At 29.2% G+C, this 23,666-nt stretch carries 18 protein-coding genes; 7 read left to right on the forward strand and 11 right to left on the reverse strand.

The window, feature by feature from the left end; genetic code table 11:
* Window positions 1–54: 54 nt before the first annotated feature.
* The 3 genes from HMPREF9630_RS03380 to argF form a co-directional block, all read right to left on the reverse strand.
* Entirely contained in the window at window positions 55–1,233 is a 1,179-nt protein-coding gene (locus tag HMPREF9630_RS03380; protein WP_009527129.1) for a CD0519/CD1768 family membrane protein, read from the reverse strand.
* A gap of 249 nt (window positions 1,234–1,482) precedes the next feature.
* Window positions 1,483–2,847 (reverse strand): alanine/glycine:cation symporter family protein, encoded by a 1,365-nt coding sequence (locus HMPREF9630_RS03385; RefSeq protein ID WP_009527130.1) that lies wholly within the window; start codon window positions 2,845–2,847, stop codon window positions 1,483–1,485.
* A 618-nt stretch (window positions 2,848–3,465) separates the two neighbouring features.
* Window positions 3,466–4,458 carry an ornithine carbamoyltransferase gene (argF, locus tag HMPREF9630_RS03390; protein ID WP_009525699.1) on the reverse strand — a complete coding sequence of 331 codons (993 nt, stop codon included), beginning with the start codon at window positions 4,456–4,458 and terminating at the stop codon, window positions 3,466–3,468.
* 379 nt (window positions 4,459–4,837) lie between these two features.
* On the opposite strand from argF, the gene HMPREF9630_RS03395 reads away from it, so the two are divergent.
* Window positions 4,838–6,079: a helix-turn-helix transcriptional regulator gene (locus HMPREF9630_RS03395; RefSeq protein ID WP_009527131.1), complete on the forward strand. Its 1,242-nt coding sequence runs from the start codon at window positions 4,838–4,840 to the stop codon at window positions 6,077–6,079.
* A gap of 340 nt (window positions 6,080–6,419) precedes the next feature.
* Here HMPREF9630_RS03395 and HMPREF9630_RS03400 read toward each other — a convergent pair whose 3' ends face one another.
* Window positions 6,420–7,607, reverse strand: a complete 1,188-nt coding sequence (locus tag HMPREF9630_RS03400) for a coenzyme F420-0:L-glutamate ligase (RefSeq protein ID WP_009527132.1) — start codon at window positions 7,605–7,607, stop codon at window positions 6,420–6,422.
* A gap of 608 nt (window positions 7,608–8,215) precedes the next feature.
* Here HMPREF9630_RS03400 and rho point away from each other — a divergent pair.
* Window positions 8,216–9,547, forward strand: coding sequence for a transcription termination factor Rho (gene rho / locus HMPREF9630_RS03405; RefSeq protein WP_009527133.1), 1,332 nt, complete (start codon window positions 8,216–8,218; stop codon window positions 9,545–9,547).
* Between the two features lie 430 nt (window positions 9,548–9,977).
* The gene (msrB, locus tag HMPREF9630_RS03410; RefSeq protein ID WP_009527134.1) at window positions 9,978–11,075 is read left to right on the forward strand and encodes a peptide-methionine (R)-S-oxide reductase MsrB; all 1,098 of its coding nucleotides are present in this window, start codon (window positions 9,978–9,980) and stop codon (window positions 11,073–11,075) included.
* Between the two features lie 312 nt (window positions 11,076–11,387).
* Here the strand turns inward: msrB and HMPREF9630_RS03415 are convergent, their stop codons facing one another.
* Window positions 11,388–12,503 (reverse strand): MGDG synthase family glycosyltransferase, encoded by a 1,116-nt coding sequence (locus tag HMPREF9630_RS03415; protein ID WP_009527135.1) that lies wholly within the window; start codon window positions 12,501–12,503, stop codon window positions 11,388–11,390.
* A gap of 266 nt (window positions 12,504–12,769) precedes the next feature.
* Between HMPREF9630_RS03415 and HMPREF9630_RS03420 the strand changes: the two genes are divergently transcribed.
* Window positions 12,770–13,873 carry an AI-2E family transporter gene (locus HMPREF9630_RS03420; protein ID WP_009527136.1) on the forward strand — a complete coding sequence of 368 codons (1,104 nt, stop codon included), beginning with the start codon at window positions 12,770–12,772 and terminating at the stop codon, window positions 13,871–13,873.
* A gap of 331 nt (window positions 13,874–14,204) precedes the next feature.
* A complete protein-coding gene (locus tag HMPREF9630_RS03425) occupies window positions 14,205–14,444 on the forward strand; it encodes a YtxH domain-containing protein (RefSeq protein ID WP_009527137.1) in 240 nt (79 codons plus the stop codon).
* Between the two features lie 143 nt (window positions 14,445–14,587).
* Here HMPREF9630_RS03425 and HMPREF9630_RS03430 read toward each other — a convergent pair whose 3' ends face one another.
* On the reverse strand, window positions 14,588–14,785 hold the full coding sequence (locus HMPREF9630_RS03430; RefSeq protein WP_009525707.1) for a hypothetical protein: 198 nt from the start codon (window positions 14,783–14,785) through the stop codon (window positions 14,588–14,590).
* Between the two features lie 317 nt (window positions 14,786–15,102).
* Between HMPREF9630_RS03430 and hflX the strand changes: the two genes are divergently transcribed.
* Window positions 15,103–16,392, forward strand: coding sequence for a GTPase HflX (hflX, locus tag HMPREF9630_RS03435; protein WP_009527138.1), 1,290 nt, complete (start codon window positions 15,103–15,105; stop codon window positions 16,390–16,392).
* An 81-nt stretch (window positions 16,393–16,473) separates the two neighbouring features.
* Window positions 16,474–16,905, forward strand: coding sequence for a dUTP diphosphatase (locus tag HMPREF9630_RS03440; RefSeq protein WP_009525709.1), 432 nt, complete (start codon window positions 16,474–16,476; stop codon window positions 16,903–16,905).
* A gap of 403 nt (window positions 16,906–17,308) precedes the next feature.
* On the opposite strand, the gene HMPREF9630_RS03445 is transcribed toward HMPREF9630_RS03440, so the two are convergent.
* From HMPREF9630_RS03445 to HMPREF9630_RS03465, 5 genes are all read right to left on the reverse strand, one after another.
* The gene (locus tag HMPREF9630_RS03445; RefSeq protein WP_009527139.1) at window positions 17,309–18,082 is read right to left on the reverse strand and encodes a hypothetical protein; all 774 of its coding nucleotides are present in this window, start codon (window positions 18,080–18,082) and stop codon (window positions 17,309–17,311) included.
* Between the two features lie 438 nt (window positions 18,083–18,520).
* Complete coding sequence (locus tag HMPREF9630_RS03450; RefSeq protein ID WP_009527140.1) at window positions 18,521–19,603, reverse strand: DUF2871 family protein; 1,083 nt, start codon at window positions 19,601–19,603, stop codon at window positions 18,521–18,523.
* Complete coding sequence (locus HMPREF9630_RS03455) at window positions 19,590–20,162, reverse strand: TetR/AcrR family transcriptional regulator (protein WP_009527141.1); 573 nt, start codon at window positions 20,160–20,162, stop codon at window positions 19,590–19,592. Before HMPREF9630_RS03455 ends, HMPREF9630_RS03450 begins: the two co-directional genes overlap by 14 nt.
* Before the next feature lie 391 nt (window positions 20,163–20,553).
* Window positions 20,554–21,510, reverse strand: coding sequence for a C1 family peptidase (locus HMPREF9630_RS03460; RefSeq protein WP_009527142.1), 957 nt, complete (start codon window positions 21,508–21,510; stop codon window positions 20,554–20,556).
* 15 nt (window positions 21,511–21,525) lie between these two features.
* Window positions 21,526–23,298 (reverse strand): DNA/RNA non-specific endonuclease, encoded by a 1,773-nt coding sequence (locus HMPREF9630_RS03465; RefSeq protein WP_009527143.1) that lies wholly within the window; start codon window positions 23,296–23,298, stop codon window positions 21,526–21,528.
* Between the last annotated feature and the right edge of the window lie 368 nt (window positions 23,299–23,666).

Raw genomic sequence — 23,666 nt, forward strand, 5'->3', positions numbered from 1 at the left:
CATTCATATCAAATTTTTTCCGGATGTATTATCGAGAAAATATCATCTTCTATATTATCCCACTATCATCCATATCAGATGGGCTGCAATTCCTGCACCTAAACCGCCAATTGTATGTGATAAAATTGCATTTCCTGTCATTTCTTTGGTTTCCAGTGCGTCCATCATAGCTATATGAGTGGATAAATATCCGCTCCAACACATACAAATTGCAGTAAATACAGCTATATCATTTCCGGAAACTTTATTGTTTTGCACCATTTTTGCTATCATTCCTATTGCCGCACCGCTACTGCCAAGTGCTGTTATAGGTACCGCTATTGCATCAGGAGATTTAAAGCCGAAAAGAGGTGTCAGTATAAATTGTAATTTTTCACCTAATAGTGGCAATACCCCTATTCCTTGATTGGCTGTACCGTCATATACTCCTGAAGCCCCTGTTCCGTTTGTAAGAATTATAACCATTGTACATATAAGCAAAACACCTGGAATTATTGACATTCCCATATCTACGCCTATTTTACCGCCATCCAGAAGTGCCAATATAAATCTTGAGCCTGCTGAGCCTTCTCTTACTCTTCTCATTCCTTTAGGTATTTTATCTACATGATTGGTTTTTACCATTTCAGTAGTGCCATAATATTTTTTTGTCTTTCTTATCATAAGTCTTACAGATATAACGCTACCTACAGTTGCTCCTAAAACTCCAATAAGAGCAGCTTTTATAGCACCCTCAACAGGAAAGCTCATCATAGTTGTACTAATTATAAGTCCCATACCGAATGCTGTTCCCAAATTTGTAAGTGCAGGCAATTGATATTTTTTGAAATATTGTCTGAAATTATCATCATGAGCAAGTGTTAATATAGCCGGATTGTCAGACATAAAACAATTTAACATTCCAAGAGAGCTTGCTCCCGGTAAATCATATAGCGGTTTCATTATAAAAGAAAGCACTTTATTTATAAGTGCCACAACACCGAATTCTGAAAAAACTCCTGAAATACCTCCTGCTATTACTGCAACCGCCATAAGATATAAGCAAACATTTATCAATAGATCAAATGCAGTTGCCATCATAGTTTTTATCATATTTGTTCCGCCCATTATACTGCCTACCCAAATAAAAAAGACGAAAAAACATACCATAAAAATTATGGATTCTATTCCTATCTCTTTTTTCAGGTCAATTTTAGTGCTTTCACTTTCTACTTGTTCATTAACCCTTTCCATAAATACTTTAACCCTTTCCAATTTAAAATTATGTTCTAAATTTTCACACCGAATTATGTTTTTTATTTATCAGTCATAAAATTAATACTAACCTCAATTTAAAACAAGCAATTATGGTTATAAAAATATTTGAACATTGTAAATATGTTTAATAATCAACAATAAGCAAATTTAATTTAAGATTAGTATTAATATATATTTTAAATTAATTTTTAGAAAACTAAAATAATTTTATTTATTATTCAATTTTTATTTATTTCCCGGATAGAATTTAGGATTTTTGAAGAAATCTTCTGTTAATTCTTTGAGTTCTCCACTCATAATTATCATACCTATCATATTAGTAAACACTACAAGACCTAATGTAAAATCCAAGAATGTTCCGGCATTGTCAAATGATACAAAACCACCAAGCAATACCATTCCGCAAGCTGCAAATCTCATAACTTTACCAACTGCTGTACCGAACAAATACTCTCCTTGTTTTTCACAATAGAATACTATAACTATAATTGTAGAAAGCACAAATAGGAATAAACTTATAGCTATTACTGCTGTTCCTAATTGTCCGAAAGCTGAATTAAACGCTCTTTCAACTGCAACACCTTTAAGCTCCGGATCAGTATAATTACCTGTAACTAAAACTACCAACGCTGACATACTGCAAACAAGTATTGTATCTGCAATTACTTCAAATATTCCCCACATACCTTGACGTACAGGGTGGTCAGTTATAGCTGTAGCATGCGCATAAGGTGCTGAACCCATACCGGCTTCATTTGAATAACAACCTCTTGCAGCTCCAGCTTTTATCATAGCGGCAAGAGATGTTCCTGCTGCTCCGCCTACAACTGCTTGTGGATTAAATGCACTTTGGAATATCATCGCAAAAGCTCCCGGTAATTTATCTATATGCATAATTATTATTATTAAACCGAACAATAAATACAAAGCTGCCATAAAAGGAACTAACTTTTCAGTAACTTGACCTATTCTTTTTATTCCACCATAAGCAACAAGTACAACAAGCACTGTTATTATCACCGCTGATATTATTCTTGAAAGACCAAGTTTTTCAAGAGGACCTGCTGCTGATATAGTTTGTAATGTTATAGATGGAAGTATCTCTATCATAAAGAAGAATGATACCAAGAATCCCATTATTTTACCTGCTGTTCCTCCTATACCTTTTTTAAATGTATATGAAGGTCCGCCGACAAATTCTCCATCAGCATTTTTTTCACGGTATTTTATACCAAGTATTATTTCAGCAAATTTTGTAGCTTGACCGATAAGTCCAGCCATCCACATCCAAAAAACAGCTCCCGGTCCTGCTGTAAATATTATAGCAGGTGCAACAACTATATTGGCTGCACCTATTGAAGATGCAAGTGCTGCTGATGCTGCCTGGAACGGACTTACAGAACCTTCCCCGCCTACATTTGAAGCAAACATCTTTCCAAAAGTTTGTTTTAAAATAAAAGGTAAATATCTTATTTGAACAAATCCTGTTCTTATTGTTATAATGATTCCTCCGCCTAATAATGCTATCAATATAGGCCAACCCCACATAAATCCGGTTATTTTATCTATTATGTCTAATATTGCTTGCATTTTATTTCCTCCTTAATTATAGGTATCCACTTAAAAATTATAAAAATCTGTATATTAGACTGAGATATAAATATATTTTGTGCAAAATAGATGCAAATATTAAGTTTAAAAATTTAAAATGATTAAAAATCTATACTTTTATATATAAACTGCAAAACTCAAAATTATCATACTGTCAATTAAAAAGAGCTTTTTACATATATATGTAAGTTAAAATATTAACAAAGATAGATTATACAATTATTTTTAATTAAAATAATGTATTAAATTATTATATGTAAATTAATTCCGATTATAATTCCATTTTATATCATAATTTCAAATTTTAAAATTTATAATTATTACAAAGCAAAGCCGTTTCAAATTATTTTAAAATAATAATCTCTAAACATAATACAAAATATGCCTACACTCATTAATTTTACAATTTATAAGCTTTTAGAGCAGTGTAATTCACTGCTCATATTTCCATACTGCCTTTTCAAAAAATTAATATATCTAAATAGAAAAGACATATTAATTTTTTGAAATGTATTGTCTTTATAGACAACTGTTATTTTTACACGAACTTTAAAACAAATTTCAGCATTAATCTTTAAACTTAACAGCTTTTAAACATTAGCAAAGTGTAGCATATACAACAGCTTTTATTGTATGCATTCTGTTTTCAGCTTGATCAAATACATAAGATTGTTTTGATTCAAATACTTCATCAGTTACTTCCATTTCAGTTATGCCGAATTTTTCTGCTATCTCTTTTCCTACTTTTGTCTTTGTATCATGGAATGAAGGTAAGCAATGTAGGAATATGGCTTCTTTATTTGCATTAGCCATAGCCTTTGCATTTATTTGATAATCTTTTAATAAAGATATTCTCTTTTCCCATATTTCAGCAGGTTCGCCCATAGATACCCATATATCTGTATATAGAACATCTGCATTTTTTGTTCCTTCTTCTACATTGTCAGTAAGTGTAACTGTGCAGAAATTATCTTTTGCTATTTCTTTTGCCATTTCAACCAATTTAGGATCAGGGAATAATTCTTTAGGTGCGCAAGCAACATAATCAAGTCCAAGTTTAGCGCAAGCTATCATTAAAGAGTTTGCTACATTGTTTCTTGCATCTCCCATATAAACAAATTTTAATCCTTTAAGATGCCCGAAATGTTCTTCTATTGTAAGCATATCTGCAAGCATTTGAGTAGGATGCCATTCATCAGTAAGTCCGTTCCATACAGGTACACCTGCATATTTAGCAAGTTCTTCAACTATTTCTTGTGAAAATCCTCTGTATTCTATTCCATCGTACATTCTTCCAAGAACTCTTGCAGTATCTGCTATTGACTCCTTATGTCCCATTTGTGAACCGGCTGGATCAAGATATGTAACTCCCATTCCTAAGTCATGACCTGCAACTTCAAATGAGCATCTTGTTCTTGTTGAAGTTTTTTCAAATAATAAAACTATATTTTTTCCTTCCAAATATCTATGAGGAACTCCCGCTCTTTTCATAGATTTAAAATTCTTTGAAAGTTCAATTAAATATCTTATATCCTGTGATGAAAAATCAATCAATTTTAAGAAATTTTTACCTCTGAAATTTTTTGCCATAATTACCTCTCCTTTTTAAATACATTAAAATTATAGATAACGTTTTTTTAATAATTATTAACGTTTGTCTGTTATAATAATATCATATGTTAAAAATTTATGTAGGACAAATTTAGAGAATATTTTTGTATTTAGTTTATAATTTTTTTCATTCTAATAAATCATATAATAATTCATAAACCTCATATAAGTATTGTAAATACTAATATTTCCTTCTAATTAATATAGTATTTTATAAAAAGATTTTTATTTACAACTCAATTTATATGATATAATATATTATAAAAGTATAAATTTTTTGTAAATAAATATGCAAATATTAATATAAGTGTGTTTTAAAATTCACATTATATAATTATAAGTATGAGGTTATTTTCAGATGAATAGTGCCAACAAACTTACTATACAGCATTCAGCTAAAGATATTCTAAATTATAGTGATATAGCCATATTTGATGTCCAAACCGACTTTGCTCCTACAAAAGCACTTCTTCACAAAGAAAGTCGTTTTTTATATATAATTTCCGGTATGGCAAAAATAAAAATACAAGGCAAAGTACATGAAATGAAAAAAGGCATTCTAATTACATTATTGCCTTGGCAAGTATCGGAAATAATAGAAGTTACAGAGCCGGTATCATATTATCTTCTCATATATAAGTTCGATTTTATAAATAATATAATAAAACAGCATTTGAACATAAATAATGAGCATTTTAATATGATTGAAATGTTGTATTCTCACAATTCTATAATTATACCGACATCTCACAGAGATAAAATATTAAGACTTTTCGAAGATATAAGGGATGAAATCGGCATACGCTCCATACAAATAGATCTGTCGCCACAAAAATTTTCAGGCATTTATTTAATTTCAAGACTTTCAGAGCTACTTGTATATTATATGAGATTTATAAATACCGATATAGACGAAGACAGTTCCCCTATTATAAGCGAAGAAATTTTCAAATATATGTATTTACATCTGTCCAATGATTTAAGCCTTACACAGTTGTCAAATATATTTTACATGAGTGAAAGCTCCATATCAAAATATATCAAAAATATGACAGGGTTGGGATTTTATGATCTTATAAATGAGATGAAACTCTCCAAGGCTCAATTTTTGTTATTGTACACTAACCTGACACTTGAAGATATATCCGCATTGCTCAAGTTTTCGGATTCATCTCAGCTCAGTAAAATATTTTCTTCAAATTACGGCATAGGTACAAAAAAATTCAGAGATGCTTATAAAAATGCTGAGGCACTCGCCGACATACGTTTAGATAAAAGAAATGCCAAAATCATAGAATATATATATGAACACTATGACGAAGATATTGATATAACTGATATTTCAAAACTGTTTAACATACAGCCCAAAATATTAAATCAGATACTGACATATTATGTTGAACAAAATTTCAGCAATTTTTTGAACACCGTTCGCATAAACAAGGCATGCTCCCTACTGCTAAATACGAATTACAGTATAACTGATATAGCTTTTATGGTTGGTTTCAACTCTACAAAGAGTTTTACAAGAAATTTCACTAAGTTGATTTCTCTAACTCCGTCAGAGTTCAGAACAACTACATTGGAACAATTTGATTGATATTTTATATTAAAAAATATAAATTTTAAATTGGATAAAAGTCATTATACCAAACTCTATTAGAATTAAGCCAAATAATTAAGAACATATAAAAAAATTATAATTTTAGTATAAAAGTATAATCAAAAATACTTTTATACTAAAATCTTACAGAATAATAGAAAAACATAATAATTAATTTTTCGGTAAACTATTTATATTAATATTACATAATTATACAAATTATCTATAATTTTATTAGAAAATAGTATTAATTAAAGTCTATTTTTGACTATATAACATTAACTTTTACAAAAAAACAGTATCTACGTTTTTTATTCATAGATACTGTTTTCTTTTATTAATTCGTATAATTATCAAAATATCCTTGAATGTAAATTATCGGTGTTCCTTTATCTCCACTTCCTGATGTCAAATCTGATAATGAACCCAATAAATCTGTAAGTTGTCTTGGGGTAGTTCCTTCTGATGCCATTTTACCTACCAAATCAGATTCTTTATTTTTTATATAATCCACCACCGCATTTTTAAGTTCATCTCCTCTTAAATCTGCGAAATCATTGTCTGCTATATATTTGAGCTTAATTTCTGAAGGAGTACCTTTTAATCCGCTTGTATATCCAGGTGATACGACCGGATCCGCAAGCTCCCATATCTTACCTACAGGATCTTTAAACGCTCCATCTCCATAAACCATTACTTCAAGATTTTTTCCTGTTAATTCCTTCAACTTAGCTTGAATTTTTTCTACCAAATCCTGACTATTTCTTGGAAATAACTTCAATGTATCTTCAGTAGCTTTATTTGAACCAAGAAGACCATACTCACTATATCCGCTTCCATCAACAGATGATGTCAATATATCATCAAGAGAAAATATTTTTTCTCCTCCATTTTCTAAAAGTATTCTCTTTGTTCTTTTTCTTGTGTGTATATCACAATTTATAACATTTTTAGTGTATTTTAATATGGATTTCGGATCATTCGCAAATACTATCTCGCAATCTGCACCGGCTTCTTTTACTATATCTTTGTAAAATTTGATGTAATCTACGCCTGTAAACTCATGTACAGGGTTTTTGAACAACTCTCTAAATCTTTTTTCATCAAATTCATCTTTCCAAGGATTTATGTTATTTTTATCAAGTTCGTCATAAGTTATGAAATGATTCCCTACTTCGTCTGACGGATAGCTCAACATTATTATAACTTTTTTTACACCGAGTGCTATGCCTTTAAGTATAAGTGAAAATCTGTTTCTGCTTAGTATTGGAAAAATTATTCCTACAGTATCTGAATTTAGCTTGTCTTTTACATCAGATGCTATATTATTTACATTCGCATAGTTACCTTGCGCTCTTGCAACCACAGATTCTGTAATAGTTACAATATCTCTATCATTTATAGTATATCCACCTTCTTTTGATGCTTCAATAACGGTATCACATACTATCTTTACCATATCATCATTTTGTTTGATAATTGGAGCTCTAAGCCCTCTAACAACAGTACCTATCATTCTGCTCATAACATACTCCTTATTTTTTATAAATTTGTTATAAAAACTTACATTATTTATATACTCTTTTAATACTAAATATAATAATATGAATTAAAATTATTTATGTTTATATTATATCCTTTTTATCTGAAAAATACAAAAAAAAATAATTTAATATTCATTTTATAAACTCAAAAATTTACCTTAATATTATTATAGAATACATATTTTTTACAAATTTATAAACTGAATATTTTTTATTTTATTTTTTATAAATTTATATACCTATTTAGAATTATATATCAAATAAATATATATAATATTTCTTATTGAAATTATTCCAAAAATGTTATAAAATAAAAAGTGATATTTTTTAAATAAATTTAAATAATATTCAACTATGTATATTTTACAAAATCTTTCATTAAATAGACATTTTTAATTAAAACTTAACTTGTAAATTCAAAAGTATTATACTCTCAAATCAATACAAAAATTTCACCATAATAATGATTATATTTTTTCATATAAATCTATTTTATAATTAACCTGTTAATTACCCATTTTATGTATTATATGAATGATATTTCTGATTTATGTTATATATTTAAATTTCAAGTATTCGGAGGCAATTTATGATTGATTATGACCATCTAAAAATTACGGAGTTAAAAGAATTAGCAAAAGAAAAAAACATATCAAATTATTCAAAAATGAAAAAAAATGAACTTATACAGGCATTGTCATCTATTGGCAACGATGATACAAAACAAATAGATATACAAGAAGATGTCTATATAAAAGATATAGATGATGAGCATAATTCCAAAGAAAAAAAAGTAGGAGAGCTTTTCATAGCTGAAAACAATTCTATAGCAAGTGGTGTTTTGGAAATATTGCCTGATGGATACGGATTTTTGCGTGGAGATAATTATTTATCCACAGAAAATGACGTATATATGTCTCCTACACAAATAAGACGTTTCAGAATGAAAACAGGTGATTACATAGAAGGTGTAGTAAGACCTCCAAAGACAGGAGAAAAATTCAGCGCTTTATTATTTGTACATAAGATAAATGGCGAACATCCCGAAAAATCTATAAAACGTATGTCTTTTGACAATTTAACACCAATATACCCAAGAGAAAAGTTCAATCTTAACAACAGCGATGACGTATCATCAAGAATAGTAGATATAATAGCACCTATTGGAAAAGGACAAAGAGGTCTTATAGTTGCACCTCCAAAAGCCGGAAAAACTATGCTCATAAAAGCTCTTGCCAACTCTATAAAAACTCATAATCCTGAAGTTGAGCTGATAATATTATTAATCGATGAACGTCCAGAAGAAGTCACAGACATAAAAGAGTCCGTAAAAGATGCCGATGTTATATATTCAACATTTGATGAGCTTCCCGCGCATCATATAAAAGTTGCAGAAATGGTACTTAACAGAGCAAAAGGACTCGTAGAATTTAAAAAAGATGTCGTAATATTATTAGACAGTATAACAAGGCTCGCAAGAGCATATAACATAACCATACAATCGAGCGGAAAAACTCTATCAGGCGGTTTGGATCCAAGCTCACTATACGGACCTAAACAATTTTTCGGTGCAGCAAGAAATCTTAAAGAAGGCGGTTCACTGACAATATTATCAACAGCGCTTATAGATACAGGTTCACGAATGGATGATGTAATTTTTGAGGAATTTAAAGGCACAGGAAATATGGAACTCACACTTGATCGAAAAATTTCACAAAAAAGAATATTCCCCGCTATAGATATAGAAAAATCCGGAACAAGAAAAGACGAATTACTTCAATCGGAAAAAGAGATGCAGCTATCAGCAAATATTAGAAAAAACTTAGAAAATCACACAAATATATATTATTTGGAAAAACTTATAAAACTTTTACAATCAAAATCATCAGAAAACCTTATAAAACAAATAGAAGATATTTAAAAAGCTTTATTAATGATAATTTGTCAAGTTAAATGCAACACTTTTTTAAAATAACTCAAAAAACTTAATTTTATGTTTACAATGTAAGTGAAACACCATAACAAATAAATTTTTATAATATAATAATACAATATAACTATAAACACAAAATAAATTTTAAATTTGTCCAAGTATACAATTTAAAATTTATTTTTTTGTTTTATGATATTTTTTTATCAAAACTTTACAAAAATATACTTTTATAGTATAATTTTGTAAAATAAACTAATACTAAAACCAATAAAAACATTGAATTATTTAGTAGATAGATTATATGACACCATAAATTTATTAACAAAAGATACTGTAAAAAGTGTTATTCATAGAGAATGAATTATCTCTACTATTAAATTGGTTATTAGTATAAATTCTTAAGTATGGAGATGATAAAATGAAGTATTTTTTAATTACATTAGTTTTGTCTGTAATATGTGTGTTTTTCTTTTCATATAATAAAATCGAGGTGTATAATATGCAAACTAAATCTATATCAAGCAGTTCAAATTTACCTAATAATCCAAATGTAAATGTTGACTATTCCAAGGTCGATCTAAAAAAAATATATTTAGCAGGCGGTTGCTTTTGGGGATTGGATGCTTATATGGCAAGAGTTTACGGTGTAGCGGATACAATAAGCGGTTATGCTAACGGTAAAACTGAAGATACCGTTTATGAAAACTTAAAATCTACAGGACACGCTGAAACAGTTGAAGTTTCATATGATCCTTCAAGAGTATCATTAAACGACATATTGCAATATTATCTACGAGTGGTTGACCCTACAAGTCTTAACAAACAGGGAAATGATGTAGGCACCCAATATAGAACGGGAATATATTACACGGATGAAGATGATAAAAAAATTATAGAAGAAGTATTAAAAGAAGAACAGAAAAAATATAAAAATAAAATTGTTATAGAAGTATTACCTCTAAAACATTTTATAAAAGCTGAAGACTACCATCAAGATTATTTGGAAAAAAATCCTTCAGGATACTGCCATATAAATCTTTTCGATGTCGAAAAACCCTTGTATGAAAATCAAAGAACATATAAAAAACCCTCAAAAGATGAATTGAAAAAAAGTTTAACAGATATTCAGTATAAGGTAACTCAGGAAAGTGCCACAGAAAGACCTTTTTCCAACGAATATTGGGATAATACAAAAAAAGGTATATATGTAGATATAACTACAGGTGAACCGTTATTTTCTTCAACAGACAAGTTTGAATCAGGCTGTGGCTGGCCAAGTTTTTCAAAACCTATCAGCAAAGATTTAATAGAGTACAAAAACGACACAAGCCATGGTATGAACAGAACAGAGGTTAGAAGTAAGTCAGGTGACGCTCATTTGGGACATGTATTCGATGACGGTCCAAAAGAATTAGGAGGGATAAGATACTGTATAAACAGTGCCTCTTTAAAATTTATACCTCTTGAAGATATGGAAAAAGAGGGATATAAAGATTTAATCCCCCTTGTTAAATAAAACAAATTATAATAAACCCTATTTAAATTAAAATATGCTCAAATTGTTTTGCTATTTGATTTACCTATGATTTTATAAATATACACATATATTTATAAAAAAGTTTCCAAAGCAAAATATATTTGAGCATTTCTATATTTAATTAAATAATGGTATTATATATAATTTTATCATTAGAATAGGCTTTTTTAATTTATATTAAAAAGTCTATACATAGCTTTATATTTTTATTAAATTTATAAAATACTATTTTTCTATAGTTATATTGAGCTTTAATATAAAACAACTACATTTTATAAGGCTCTACATTGATTACAAAAACAACTCCGCTATTTTTTTTGCGGTATCTACTTTTTTATTTCTCCTCATAGAACTTTTTATTATTTCCAATTTTTCAGGATTTTCTATTACACATTTTATAAGCATATCCAATGAAAAATATCTGCTTGTATAAAGTGCCATTTGATTATTTACCAAAAAATCTCTGTTGCCTTCTTCTTGACCTGGTATGAAAAAAGGTATTATCATAGGCAATTCTTCGTGAATACATTCTGTAATGGTAAGACCTCCCGGTTTTGTTATAATCACATCTGATATTTGATAATATCTTTCTATTTCGTCAGTAAATCCTACAACTACAGTTTTATTTTTAGGTTTTTTTCTATATATTCTTCTTTCCAATCTTTCTTTAAGATGTTCATTTCTTCCGCATATTACTATTATATTTATATCTTCTTGCAAATTTTCAATCTGTTTATAAACCGATATTATGTCTCCCGCTCCAAAACTTCCGCCCATAATGAGTACAGTAAATTTATCGTCTATATCTTTTTCTGTTTTCCATCTTCTTGTATCTGAAATATCGTAATCTTTCATATCTATAGGTATTCCCAAAGGATATATCTTTTCCTGTTCTACTTTAAAAGATTTTAAAAGTACTCCTGTATCTTCATGTGCTACTATATATTTATCTATATCTTTGGCAACATGAGCTACGTGAACTGTATAATCGGTAATAAGAGAGTATAGAGGAATATTTATTTTTTCCTTTTCCTTCAGATTTGATACAGCTATTCCCGGAAAAGCATGAGTAGTTATTATATGTGTTATATTGTCGCTTTCTATTTTTTTTAATATATTTTTTTCCATATAAGATATTATAAAATTCCAGTCAAATGTTTTTCTGATAAATTTACCGTCAGATGCGTTATATGCTGTACCATAGACTTTTGGTATATATTGAGCTGATTTTTCATATCCGCCTGATATCATTATGTTTAACAGCTTCCCCATTCTGCCTATGTCTTTGAGTGAATCTACAATTTCGTTTTCTATATTCAATATGTCAAGTTCTTTTTTTATTGCATTTGAAGCTTTATTGTGTCCTCCTCCTGTTGAGGCAGTAAGTATCATTACTTTTTTTTGCATAAATTAATCTCCATATCATTATATTTTGCATTTAATTTCTGTAGTATATTTAATAATTATATCAAAAATTAAGCATTAATAAAATAAAAAATAAGAAGTTGCGATTTTTAAATTCAAATTTAATAAAAAATTAATATAAGGATTATATAATTTATTTCACAACATATGTAATATCAAATATAAAAAATAATAATTTCTTGGTGTTTATAAATGTTTATATCGGGAAATAATCCTTAATATTCAGTTTTTTATTAGGAGGGTATGATTTGTTCAAAAACAATTTGTTCAAAAAAGTTTTATTTGTTTTGTTTTGCTTGATTGCATATAAAATCGTTGATAATTATGTTTTTTTCTTTTCTGAAATAGGTAGATTTTTGTCTATATTATCGCCTTTTTTCTGGGGAATTGCTTTTGCTTATATATTAAACCCGCTTATGTGTTTGTTTGAAAGCAAGTTTAAAATTCCTAAGAGAGTTTTTACTCTTGCCATTGTATATCTTATATTTTTCGGCATAATTGCTCTTTTTTCAATATTTATTATACCTGTCATAGCTGAAAATATAAAAGAATTGTACAGCAAATCCTCATATTATCCAAACATTTTATATTCATATATAGAAAAGTTGCCTAATAGCGAATATTTGCTGAAAAATCTTGGAATAATGAACTTAATTGAAAATAACAGCTCAAGCATTTTGCAATGGCTTTTCCAATTTTCAAACTTGACATTTAATTCAATATTGACACAGGCTTTTAATATAACATCCGGTTTATTCAATTTTGTACTTGGAATTTTTGTTTCTATATATCTGCTATATGACAAGGAAAATCTCATAAATTATAACAAAAAAGTTATACGTGCATTATTTCCTAAAGATACAGCTTTTTCCATATTAAATTATTTTTCAAAAGTGAATTTCTATTTTTATAATTTTTTAATTGGAAAGCTAATAGACTCTACAATTATAGGTATACTTTGCTATATAGGACTTTCACTGCTTAAAATAAAATACTCTTTACTGCTGAGTATAATTGTAGGTATGTTTAATATGATTCCGTATTTCGGACCTTTTATGGGAGCTGTACCTGCAATATTATTGACTCTTATATACAGTCCTATTCAAGCGTTATGGGTAGCATTATTTATATTATTTTTACAACAATTTGATGGTTGGTATTTAGGACCGAAAATACTCGGCAACACAGTAGGTGCATCTCCACTTTTTATAATATTTTCTATCTTAGTTGGTGGAGGTTTTGCAGGTGCTCTTGGTATGTTGCTTGCAGTACCGTTATTCAAAAGTTTATTCTTGCTTTGGGAAGAATTTATTGATAAAAGAAGTCCTGATAAAAAAGATTTGATTGAATAGAAAATTAATGTTATAATATTCAAAACAAATGTTTTCACATCTCAGTTTATAAATTTGTTCTAAAAATGTATATTTAAAATTTATTTTATTAATTATAGAGTATTTAATTATTATCTATATAATATATTTAATACTAATCTTATTTTTTTAAGATGGATAATTTCCTTTTTTAAATTTTATTTAAATAGATTTAAGTAGATAATACATTATACAAAAAATCATCATATAAAGTTTATTTTTATATATTTTAGAGCGAAATTTATATAATCTATTATTTTAAAATTAATTTTTTAATTAATACGAAATATGATAACTTATAGGGGGATTTAAGATGAGAAGAACAAATTGTGAAACAAACTTATTTGCCATTGTAGGTGCCACTGCAATAGGAGCAATAATAGGCGTAGCGTTTGGCTTGATGTTTGCACCAAAAAGCGGAAATGAGTTAAGAGAACAGTTAGTAACATCAGGAAAAGATTTAGTTAATAAAAATAAGTCTAAAAAAGACAGCTTTTTTGATGAAGAAGATGAAGATATAGATGAAATAGGAGATTTTTCTGATTCTATATAATAAATAATGGATAAATTAAAGGCAATCATTTAAAGTGGTTGCTTTTATTTTATCCATTACAATATCCGGTAATTCTACGATCAATATTTTGCAAGTATTTATAGAGTCATATCTATGTCAGTATTTTATCGTCATTTATATGTCTACTTCATAAGCACTTCAATCAAATCTTCTTGTGATTTTATATCTGCAATCTTGCACATATCTGTTACTATAGAGTCCTTAAGTGACAGGAATTGCTCTATTTTAGTATGTTCATATGTGTAATCAAGAGCTTGTAATATAGCTAACAAATCTGTCTTAGATAGCTGATCAATAGTAATCTTGTTAAAATCAAACATATCTTCTCTCCTTTTATTTTACTTTACTCTAAGTATTATATCATAAAATAATTTTTTAGTGCATAAATTTTTTATAGTTAAGCATAATATTTTTAATATATATTTAAAAAATAAAAATAACATTAATCCCAGATAAATAAAATCAAATATTTGCCACAAAAAAATTACTTTGCTGATAAGTATTTGAAAAACTCCCAAAATATGAATAAGTGCGTTATAGTTCTCATATATACTCTAAAAATATTATCTAATCTTTAAGAAAATATGATATAATATCTAATATCAATCAAATGCAATAAATAGTTGGAGGTATCACCATGTCTGATACAAAAAATATTGAAAAAGTGATATTGGTAGGACTTAATATAACTACCAATATAAAAAAACAAACTGATATAGATATATATGATTCTATGAAAGAATTGGAAGAACTCGCTCAAGCAGCCGGTACAAAAATATTGGGAACTACCGTACAAAACAAAGAAACTTATGATGCTGCATATTATATAGGCAAAGGCAAAGCAGAAGAGCTTGCTGAGCTTGCCGAAAATATGGAAGCCGATACAATAATATTTAATGAAGAACTGTCAGGAGTACAAATCAAAAATCTTGAGGAAATAACAAAAGCAAAAGTAATAGACAGAACGACATTAATACTTGATATATTTGCATCAAGAGCCTTATCAAAAGAAGGTAAATTACAAGTCGAGCTTGCTCAACAAAAATATCGTTCAGCAAGACTTATCGGATTAGGCTCACAACTTTCAAGACTCGGTGGAGGTATAGGTACAAGAGGCCCTGGCGAAAAAAAATTAGAAATAGATAAGCGTCACATAAAACAAAGAATAATAGATATACAAAAAGAATTAAAAGAAATATCAAAAAACAGACAAACACAAAGAAGTAGCAGAGCAAAATCAAATTTACCTCTTGTAGCTTTGGTAGGTTATACAAATTCAGGAAAATCTACAATTTTAAATGAAATAATAAAAACACATAAAGATTATGACAAAGAAAAAGAAGTCTATGTTCAAGATATGTTGTTTGCCACACTTGATGTTCAGCTTAGAAAAGCAACTTTACCCTCAAATTCAGACTATCTTATAACAGATACTGTAGGTTTTGTCTCACAAATACCTCACGATTTGATAGAAGCGTTCAAAGCTACATTAGAAGAAGTAAAGTATGCTGATTTGCTCCTACACGTAGTAGATTTGTCAAATGACAAATATAAATTACAAATGGATACAACAAACAAAGTTCTATCAGAAATAGGAGTTGACAACAAAAAAGTTTTATATGTATTCAACAAAGCCGACAAAGTAAATTATGAAGCAAATATCAGCGTAAATGAGCCTTTTATTATGATATCGGCAACAAAAAGATATAATATCGACAAGCTTTACGAAATGATAGAGCAGATGCTGTCAAAATCTAAGAAAAAAGTAGAACTGCTCATACCATATTCAAACTCAGATATAATAAACAAACTTCACGATAAATATAATTTTGAAGAAATCTACGAAGAAAACGGAACGAGATTAAAAGTCAGCTTGGAAGAAGAAGAATATGGAAGATATAAAAATTTTATAACACAAGAATTTTAATTTATTTTTGTAATGTTATCAAACAAATCTAATACATTAAACTATAGGATAGTAGTAAAAGTATAAAAAATAGGAGTTATCATGAAGTTAAAAGTTAAATTTGAAAAAGAAATTTGTCAAGATTTTGAATTTGTAGATGGAAAATCAGATTGGATAGATTTAAAATCGGCAGAAGATGTTGAACTAAAAGCCTTTGAACACAAACTTATAAATTTAGGTTTTGCATTGGAACTTCCAATCGGATATGAAGCATATGTACTTCCAAGAAGCTCTACATTTAAAAACTTTGGTATAATACAAACCAACTCTATGGGTATAATCGACAACTCATACTGTGGAGATGAAGATTATTGGAGATTACCTGTTCTCGCAATAAGGGATACTAAGATAAATAAAGGCGACAGAATATGCCAGTTTAGAATAATGGAAAAAATGAAAGATATAGAAATAGAAATAGTTGAACATTTAGGCAATAAAAATCGTGGAGGTTTCGGCTCAACAGGTAAGAATTAATAACAAAACTCCAAGTACTATTATTCAATTAAAATAAGATAGTTTTTAAATGTTTTTTAACTACTGATATTTAATTGAATAATAGTATAAAAATTCTGTCCAAAATTTATATAAATATAGTAATTTGAGATAATATGATTAAGAGTATTATAAAATTGCGAAAAATCCTATTCGCAAAATAAATATGGATGTTGTTTAATAAGTTCAATCAATTAAAAAAACCATATATGCTATTAACCTATTTTTCGATAAGCAATTAGTTGAAGTGTTTTAAAATAATTGATAGTGTCATTATTAATGTGAAATCAATCATGTTTATAGGATTGTGTAATCAACTTATTTGCTAAAGGCAATAAGCTTTATTGGCGTGAATAATTACGAAACTGCCTGTTAACACTTATTCTTAAAGTTCTGTAAAAGTATCTACAAAGTATCCATATTTGTGTACCCTCTCATAAGCAGTTTGCTGCCATTCCTCCTTTATAAGACCATCTTCATCGATGAAAAAATCAGGATCCATATATCGTATTATCATGAACTCTGATGTTTTCTGTTGAAATCCATCTCCACGACTAAAGTCAATTCCTTTTCCGGTATTTTTTGTTGCAATAGCCTCGAGTAGTGGCAGAGTAACTTCATTTACGGGTATCGTCATATCCGGCATATCAAAAAAACCACCCTTATCTTTTATATAAATAGCCAGATTACTGATTGTCCCATTTGTCACGCATTTCACTCTACGTATTGAATTAATATCAATTGTATGTTTTTTACCTAAGATTTTTCCCTGTGAAATACGAATCTCTTTTTCTTTCAGACTATGTGCTATCAGTGTATCAAGATTATACAAGTTATTTGGAAAATCTTTAGTCAGCTTACTTGCCGCAAAAGCAACAAGAATTGTTTTTGTTTCAGCAATATTGTGTCCTGTATTTCCTCCTGTTTCATCCGTTGTTAGTTCACATATGTTTTGTCCATCAAAATTTCTAAAAATCAAATTATAACTCTTATTTGAATTGCAATATCCTATCGGCAGTATTGAGCCAATATCAGAAAATTTTAAGTTTATCGATGTTTTTCCATCTGAACTTATTAAGGCAAATCCCTCTTTCTCCACTATCAAAGTATGTTTCTTGTCTTCAAATGTTATCTTGCGGTCATCAAATACAGTTTTCATTAAATTCCCTCCAATTTTTTTCTATATAGTAAGTATAACTATACTTTAAAATTTATCTAACAGTAATTTTATTGTTACACTTTTACCTGCTCCATTTGTCCACTATAGAAAACTATTGTTCTCTTAGAAATATCAAGGTTTAACAATCATAATTTCAAGCTATCAAGCTTTTTTTTACTAAATATTTAATTTTAATAGCAATATAGAATCATCACTGTAATTATTAATATGTATATTAATTATTTACGACTCACTGTTCTTTGTATTTTAACTTTTATTATTATGACACAACACCTTAAAAAATTCAACCCATCTAATATTAAGTAAAATAACCTTCCATGACCAAATTCATTTAATCATAGAAGGTTATTTTCATTTTAGTATTTACAGACTTTTTTCATATTTTTATTTTAATTCTTATCAAATTATTTATTAAAATTATTCTTCAACACTTTTAAAACTGTTAATTGATTCATTTTGAAAAATCTTTACAGCCATCCAAACAATCCCTATTGACAAAACAATATGTCCAATACCTGAAAGTCCTTCAAGAGCAGCTTTAATTACTATATCTTTTCCTTCACTAACTACATCATAAATTCCAAATAGAGTCATATTCACCATGGTAAATGTAAATCCAGATATAAACACATATATAGGCTTCTTAAGAGATAATATTCTCTTAACATCATATTCTTTAGATACTATATAAATAATCATCATTAATAAAAATCCAAGGATTAAAATATGCACATGAAGTTTTAAAAGATGATTTTTTGCTTGATAGTCATAGAATTTTGTGAATTCTCTGTAAAAAACGCCACCTATTAATCCCATAACTAAGAATGTATAGGATAAGCCTAATATGTTTTCCTTTTCAAATCTACTAATAAAATGTCTATATCCCAAAACAACTATCATTAAATATGCCATAGTTTTTGGCATCATAAAAGCACCTACTATAGGATATTTATCCGCCCAAAGTACAACAGGAATATAAAATGCAAAGCTCAGCAAAATATATAAGCTCATATTTTTCAGCCCCGATTTTTCCTTTTCCTTGTAAGACCAATAAATCAACAAACCTCCAATCAGTGCAAAAGGAATGTTTCTATATATCCCAAACATATAATTTTCATTAGCAGTGCCCCAGTTATTTTGAGGAAGAAGAGTTAAAATAATTCTTATCAATGCCAAAGCATATATTATATTTCTTTTAGATGCACTATAATCCTTACTCTGACTTCTATAATAGTAGTAGAACAAAACATAAAAAATTGTCATCGTTATACTTGTTATGAATTTTCCCCATGAAAGTGCGAATACGTTAGCCTCAAAACCTCCATAGCTCAAATGCGATATAACTCTTGGTAGTAAGTGAAACGAATCTCCTAAACCCAAAATTATAGCCATAACTCCAAAAAGCTTAGCTTCCTTAGATTTCTCCAAAAACAGTCTCACACCCAATGATAAAACTATGCTTAAATATGTAATATCAAATATACTTTCAACAATTGCCATAAATTACTCCTTTCTCAATCCAATTCAAATGTTTAATATATTTTTCTATAAACTGCTCCTTATTCCAACTTTCTCTAAATAATCTCTCTATAAGACTATGAACAATAGATTTTATAAAATGTATTTTCTCTAAATCCATACTCATATCCTGAAACAATTCTTCCTGATGTTTATGAGATGACTCCCAACTTCTGTTTAAATCCTCATTCCAATATAAATATCTGTTCTTATAAATCATATAGGCGTTTTCGTCAAATATTATATCTGCTATTTCTTTACCATATTCAACTAAAGCTTCTGTCAGATTTTTATCTTTTAGTAAAAATATCTTCATGAATAAGCCATGGATATCAACGGTTTCCTTTTCAAGAATAGTAAAATAAGCATCTTCCAAATTTTCAAAATACTGATAAAAACTACCTCTTGCTATCTCTGCTTTCTCAACTATTTCTTTGACATTTACCTTTTGAAATGGTTTGGCTTTGAACTCCTCTTTAAGTACAAAAATTATTTTCTCCCTCTTCTCATCACTTAGATTAAAAAAAACTTCTTTTGGCATTTTCCCTCCTTATGACACCATGTCATCATATGACATATTATAAGTGACACCGTGTCATTTGTCAAGTATATTACTGTCTATCTTAATGTATCCACCGGCATCAAAATTCAGCTGTATTTTATTTATACTAATACCTAATTAAATATATAGATAATAAAAATGCTAAATTGAATATGTTTTATTAGTAGCACTTTTATATAAAATATAGTTAGCAATCTCCTTAACAAAAAAATCTGCCGACTACATATAAGCCAGCAGATTTAATTTCGTTTAATAGTATATACTTAATTTTATAATATTTAATTAAGACAATATACCAGTCATTATTTTTTATTAAGTGTTGCACTTATATTTTAACCTAAAATAAAGCTATATAAATAGTTGCTCGTACTTAACGTAATAATCCAAATTGTTCTGTATCTATCCATTCCATCGAAAGAATAGACCAAAAATCTTCTGCAAGACCATCCAATACATAGTCATATGGAATCCATCCATAACCATCTTGCCCCCAAGTGCTTCCCCATGAATTTCGTATCATGATGGCTCCTTTTGTTTTCTCATTACTGCTTGTATTAATAATAACTTTATTGTCATCATAACCCACTGCCATAACGGCATGTCCCCATTCTGCCTGTTCATTTTTACAAGGGTAAGGAATCGAACCAGGAGCATCTGAACTCTCAAAAGATGGGAATCCGAAGAAACCAAATGCAGACGGAATTCCTGCTGCTAAATATGTCTTTACGTTTCTTAAAACATCTTTTTTCGATGTTTTTTTACCAAGCGGATCATGACAGAAATAGTTAATAGCAGAGTAGTGATTTGCAAGAGAGTACAGGAAAGCATCTGGTTCACTGTCCCAATCCGGATTTACAGTTTCTCCATCAAATGTGTACGGAAAATATTTTTCATCAGGTACTCCAAACAATACGAGAGCGCCCATCGCCGAACGAAGCCAAGCTCCTGAATCTCCAGTTGAAAGCATTAGTTTCCTTGTTGCTTTATACACAAATAATCTTGAACCTTCAATATGTCTTCCATATGCTCTTTTTTGAAAATATTCCACCATTCCAACAACAGCATTTGCTGTACAAGAACCCAAACTAAGCTGGTCTTCCACATGTGAACACCATTTTCTAAGATCTACACGACTTGGAAGTTTGTTTTCGATTTTTGTTTTGTCCGATCCTTTGATGCCAAGTTTCATAGAAATCTCAGATATAACAGGATGTTCATTTGAATAGTCTCTCATATCAGGAAGAGGAGGTAACCAGCCTGTTGTAAGCGGTTCGCCAGCTTTATCTCCCTTCATAAACCTTCTTTGTCTATAAAATACCTTAATCATATGATACCCTCCTTTTTACAACTTGATATGTTCTGGTGCTCCAATTACCATGCCTGCTGATTCAATGTTTGCAATCGGATCATATTGTGATAGTTCACCAAAGTCCAAGCCTGTAATTTCTTCTATGCGAGCAACCGGAACTTGATATGTTTTGTATTCTCCATATGCAAATTCGAGGTTTTCAATCATATTTTTCTGAGTTTGAAGGTAAGCAGTAGCAGACATTTTTCCATCGTCCTTAATCATGACTGCAACTTTCCAAAATTCTGCCGGTATCTTGAATTTCCCACGGTAAATCATGTCATCACTTCTAAATACAGGACCGGTGAAAACAGAAACCTTCAGATTGTGATTTTGTGCATTTTTTAAAATATAATTTTCTAAATCGAGCCAAATCTTTTGATTTAAGTTTTTGTGCTGAGGTGAGCTGTTTGTAAAATGAAAAGTATCATTATTTGCCTGAATAGCCTTATCTCCCCAAACAGGATCCAATCTCCTTACCAAGTGACCACGATCTAAATCATTTTTGGCGTATAGCTCATCTCCATACTGGGCATCTGTAGGAATCCTTGGATCAAAGTTCCAACTATCTCCACTCCTTTTTATATTTTTAGCTTGATTTCCATCTATATTTACAGCTGTAAAATAAGCAAGGCAACGTGAACGACACATCACAATTGAAAAATGCGTATAATCCAAAACATAGCTACCATTATCCATGCAAGAGACATCTTTCTTCATCTCATCAGAAAGCCTCGGAAGGTCAACTTTATACTCTGAGCCAAGAAAAGTACTGTCATATCCCACATCTATTTTGGAAGGAATGGGATTAGAAGGATTAGGCTCACCACAAATATCCAAGTTTGGAAAAATTTCCCCAATGAACATCTTTTCTTCTGCCGTGAAATTATTGTATTTCTTTGCAAAATAATTTGAAATGGAACTGATGCGAATTCCCTCATTTGCAATCCATGCGTTCTTTTTATTAGGGTTAGGCACTCCTGAGTGATGAAGAGCTACAACAATCCATTGATCATTGAATACCGGTGAACCTGAAGAGCCAGGCTCAGTATCTGTTAGGTAGTGGATGAAGTCATCTAAAATAGAGCTTACTTTATTTTCCCTAATAGTGACTGCCTTTGGTCCTCCGTTTGGATGTTGAATGATAGAAACATATTCTCCTTCAAGAATTTTTCCCTCTTCAGCAACGAGATGAAGATGTCCAAAATCTTTAGGCTGTTTATCGCTTGAAGGATTATCTTTAAGTGCAACCAGAGTAAAATCAAGCTCCTCATCCGTAACAAAAAACTGTTCAGGATTTAGACGAAAAGTATATGTAGGACAAGGCATGAAGTTTACATCATCTTGATAATTAAACTCGGCAATAGAATTTAGAGCAGTCCTCATACTATCAATAACATGATTATTTGTCATCAGTACATTTTCCGAAACCAAAAATCCTGTTCCGGAGCCAATAAAACTTCCCTTATCATCACGAATCTGAATGCGACAAATAGAATTTCCTGAATTGGTTCCCATCTGTAAGTATGAAATCGGGAAGAGATCACTTTTCCCCATGATACGCTCCATAGCAATCGAATCATAATCATTAAGCAACTTTCTTCTTGATTTCAGAGTATTATCTTTAATATCAATTTTTTCAAGATTAGAATTCCTTTTGGAATCGTTTTCAACGAAACGTTTCAAAGCCTGCTCCTGAATTTGATCCTGTCTTGCTTCAAATCTTTCTTTAGAAATTTCCTTTTGTTCGATAATACCTCGCAACATAAAGATCACTCCTTTCATTTATAAACATTATTAAAAGATAAAACAAAGTTTTAATAATTGAAATAACAGCTATATTTCACAGTTTTAACAACTCATATTGTCATATCGCATAAATATTATAAATTTTATAGAAATGAAACCTAAACTTTTAATAAAAACATATTATATTATACTACATAATACTACATAATTTCCTTTATTACAATAAATTCCACATTTTTTCAATAAAATTATTTGCTCTTCTCAATAAATTGAGCAAGAAATTCCATGAATTTAAAGAGAATCTGATAAAGATACCAATGAAAAATATGCTCCTATGCTATTAGCAATTAAATAAACTTTATTATATTTAGGAATGATTGAATTAA

The organism is Peptoanaerobacter stomatis, from assembly GCF_000238095.2.
GTDB classification, from domain to species: Bacteria; Bacillota; Clostridia; order Peptostreptococcales; family Filifactoraceae; genus Peptoanaerobacter; species Peptoanaerobacter stomatis_A.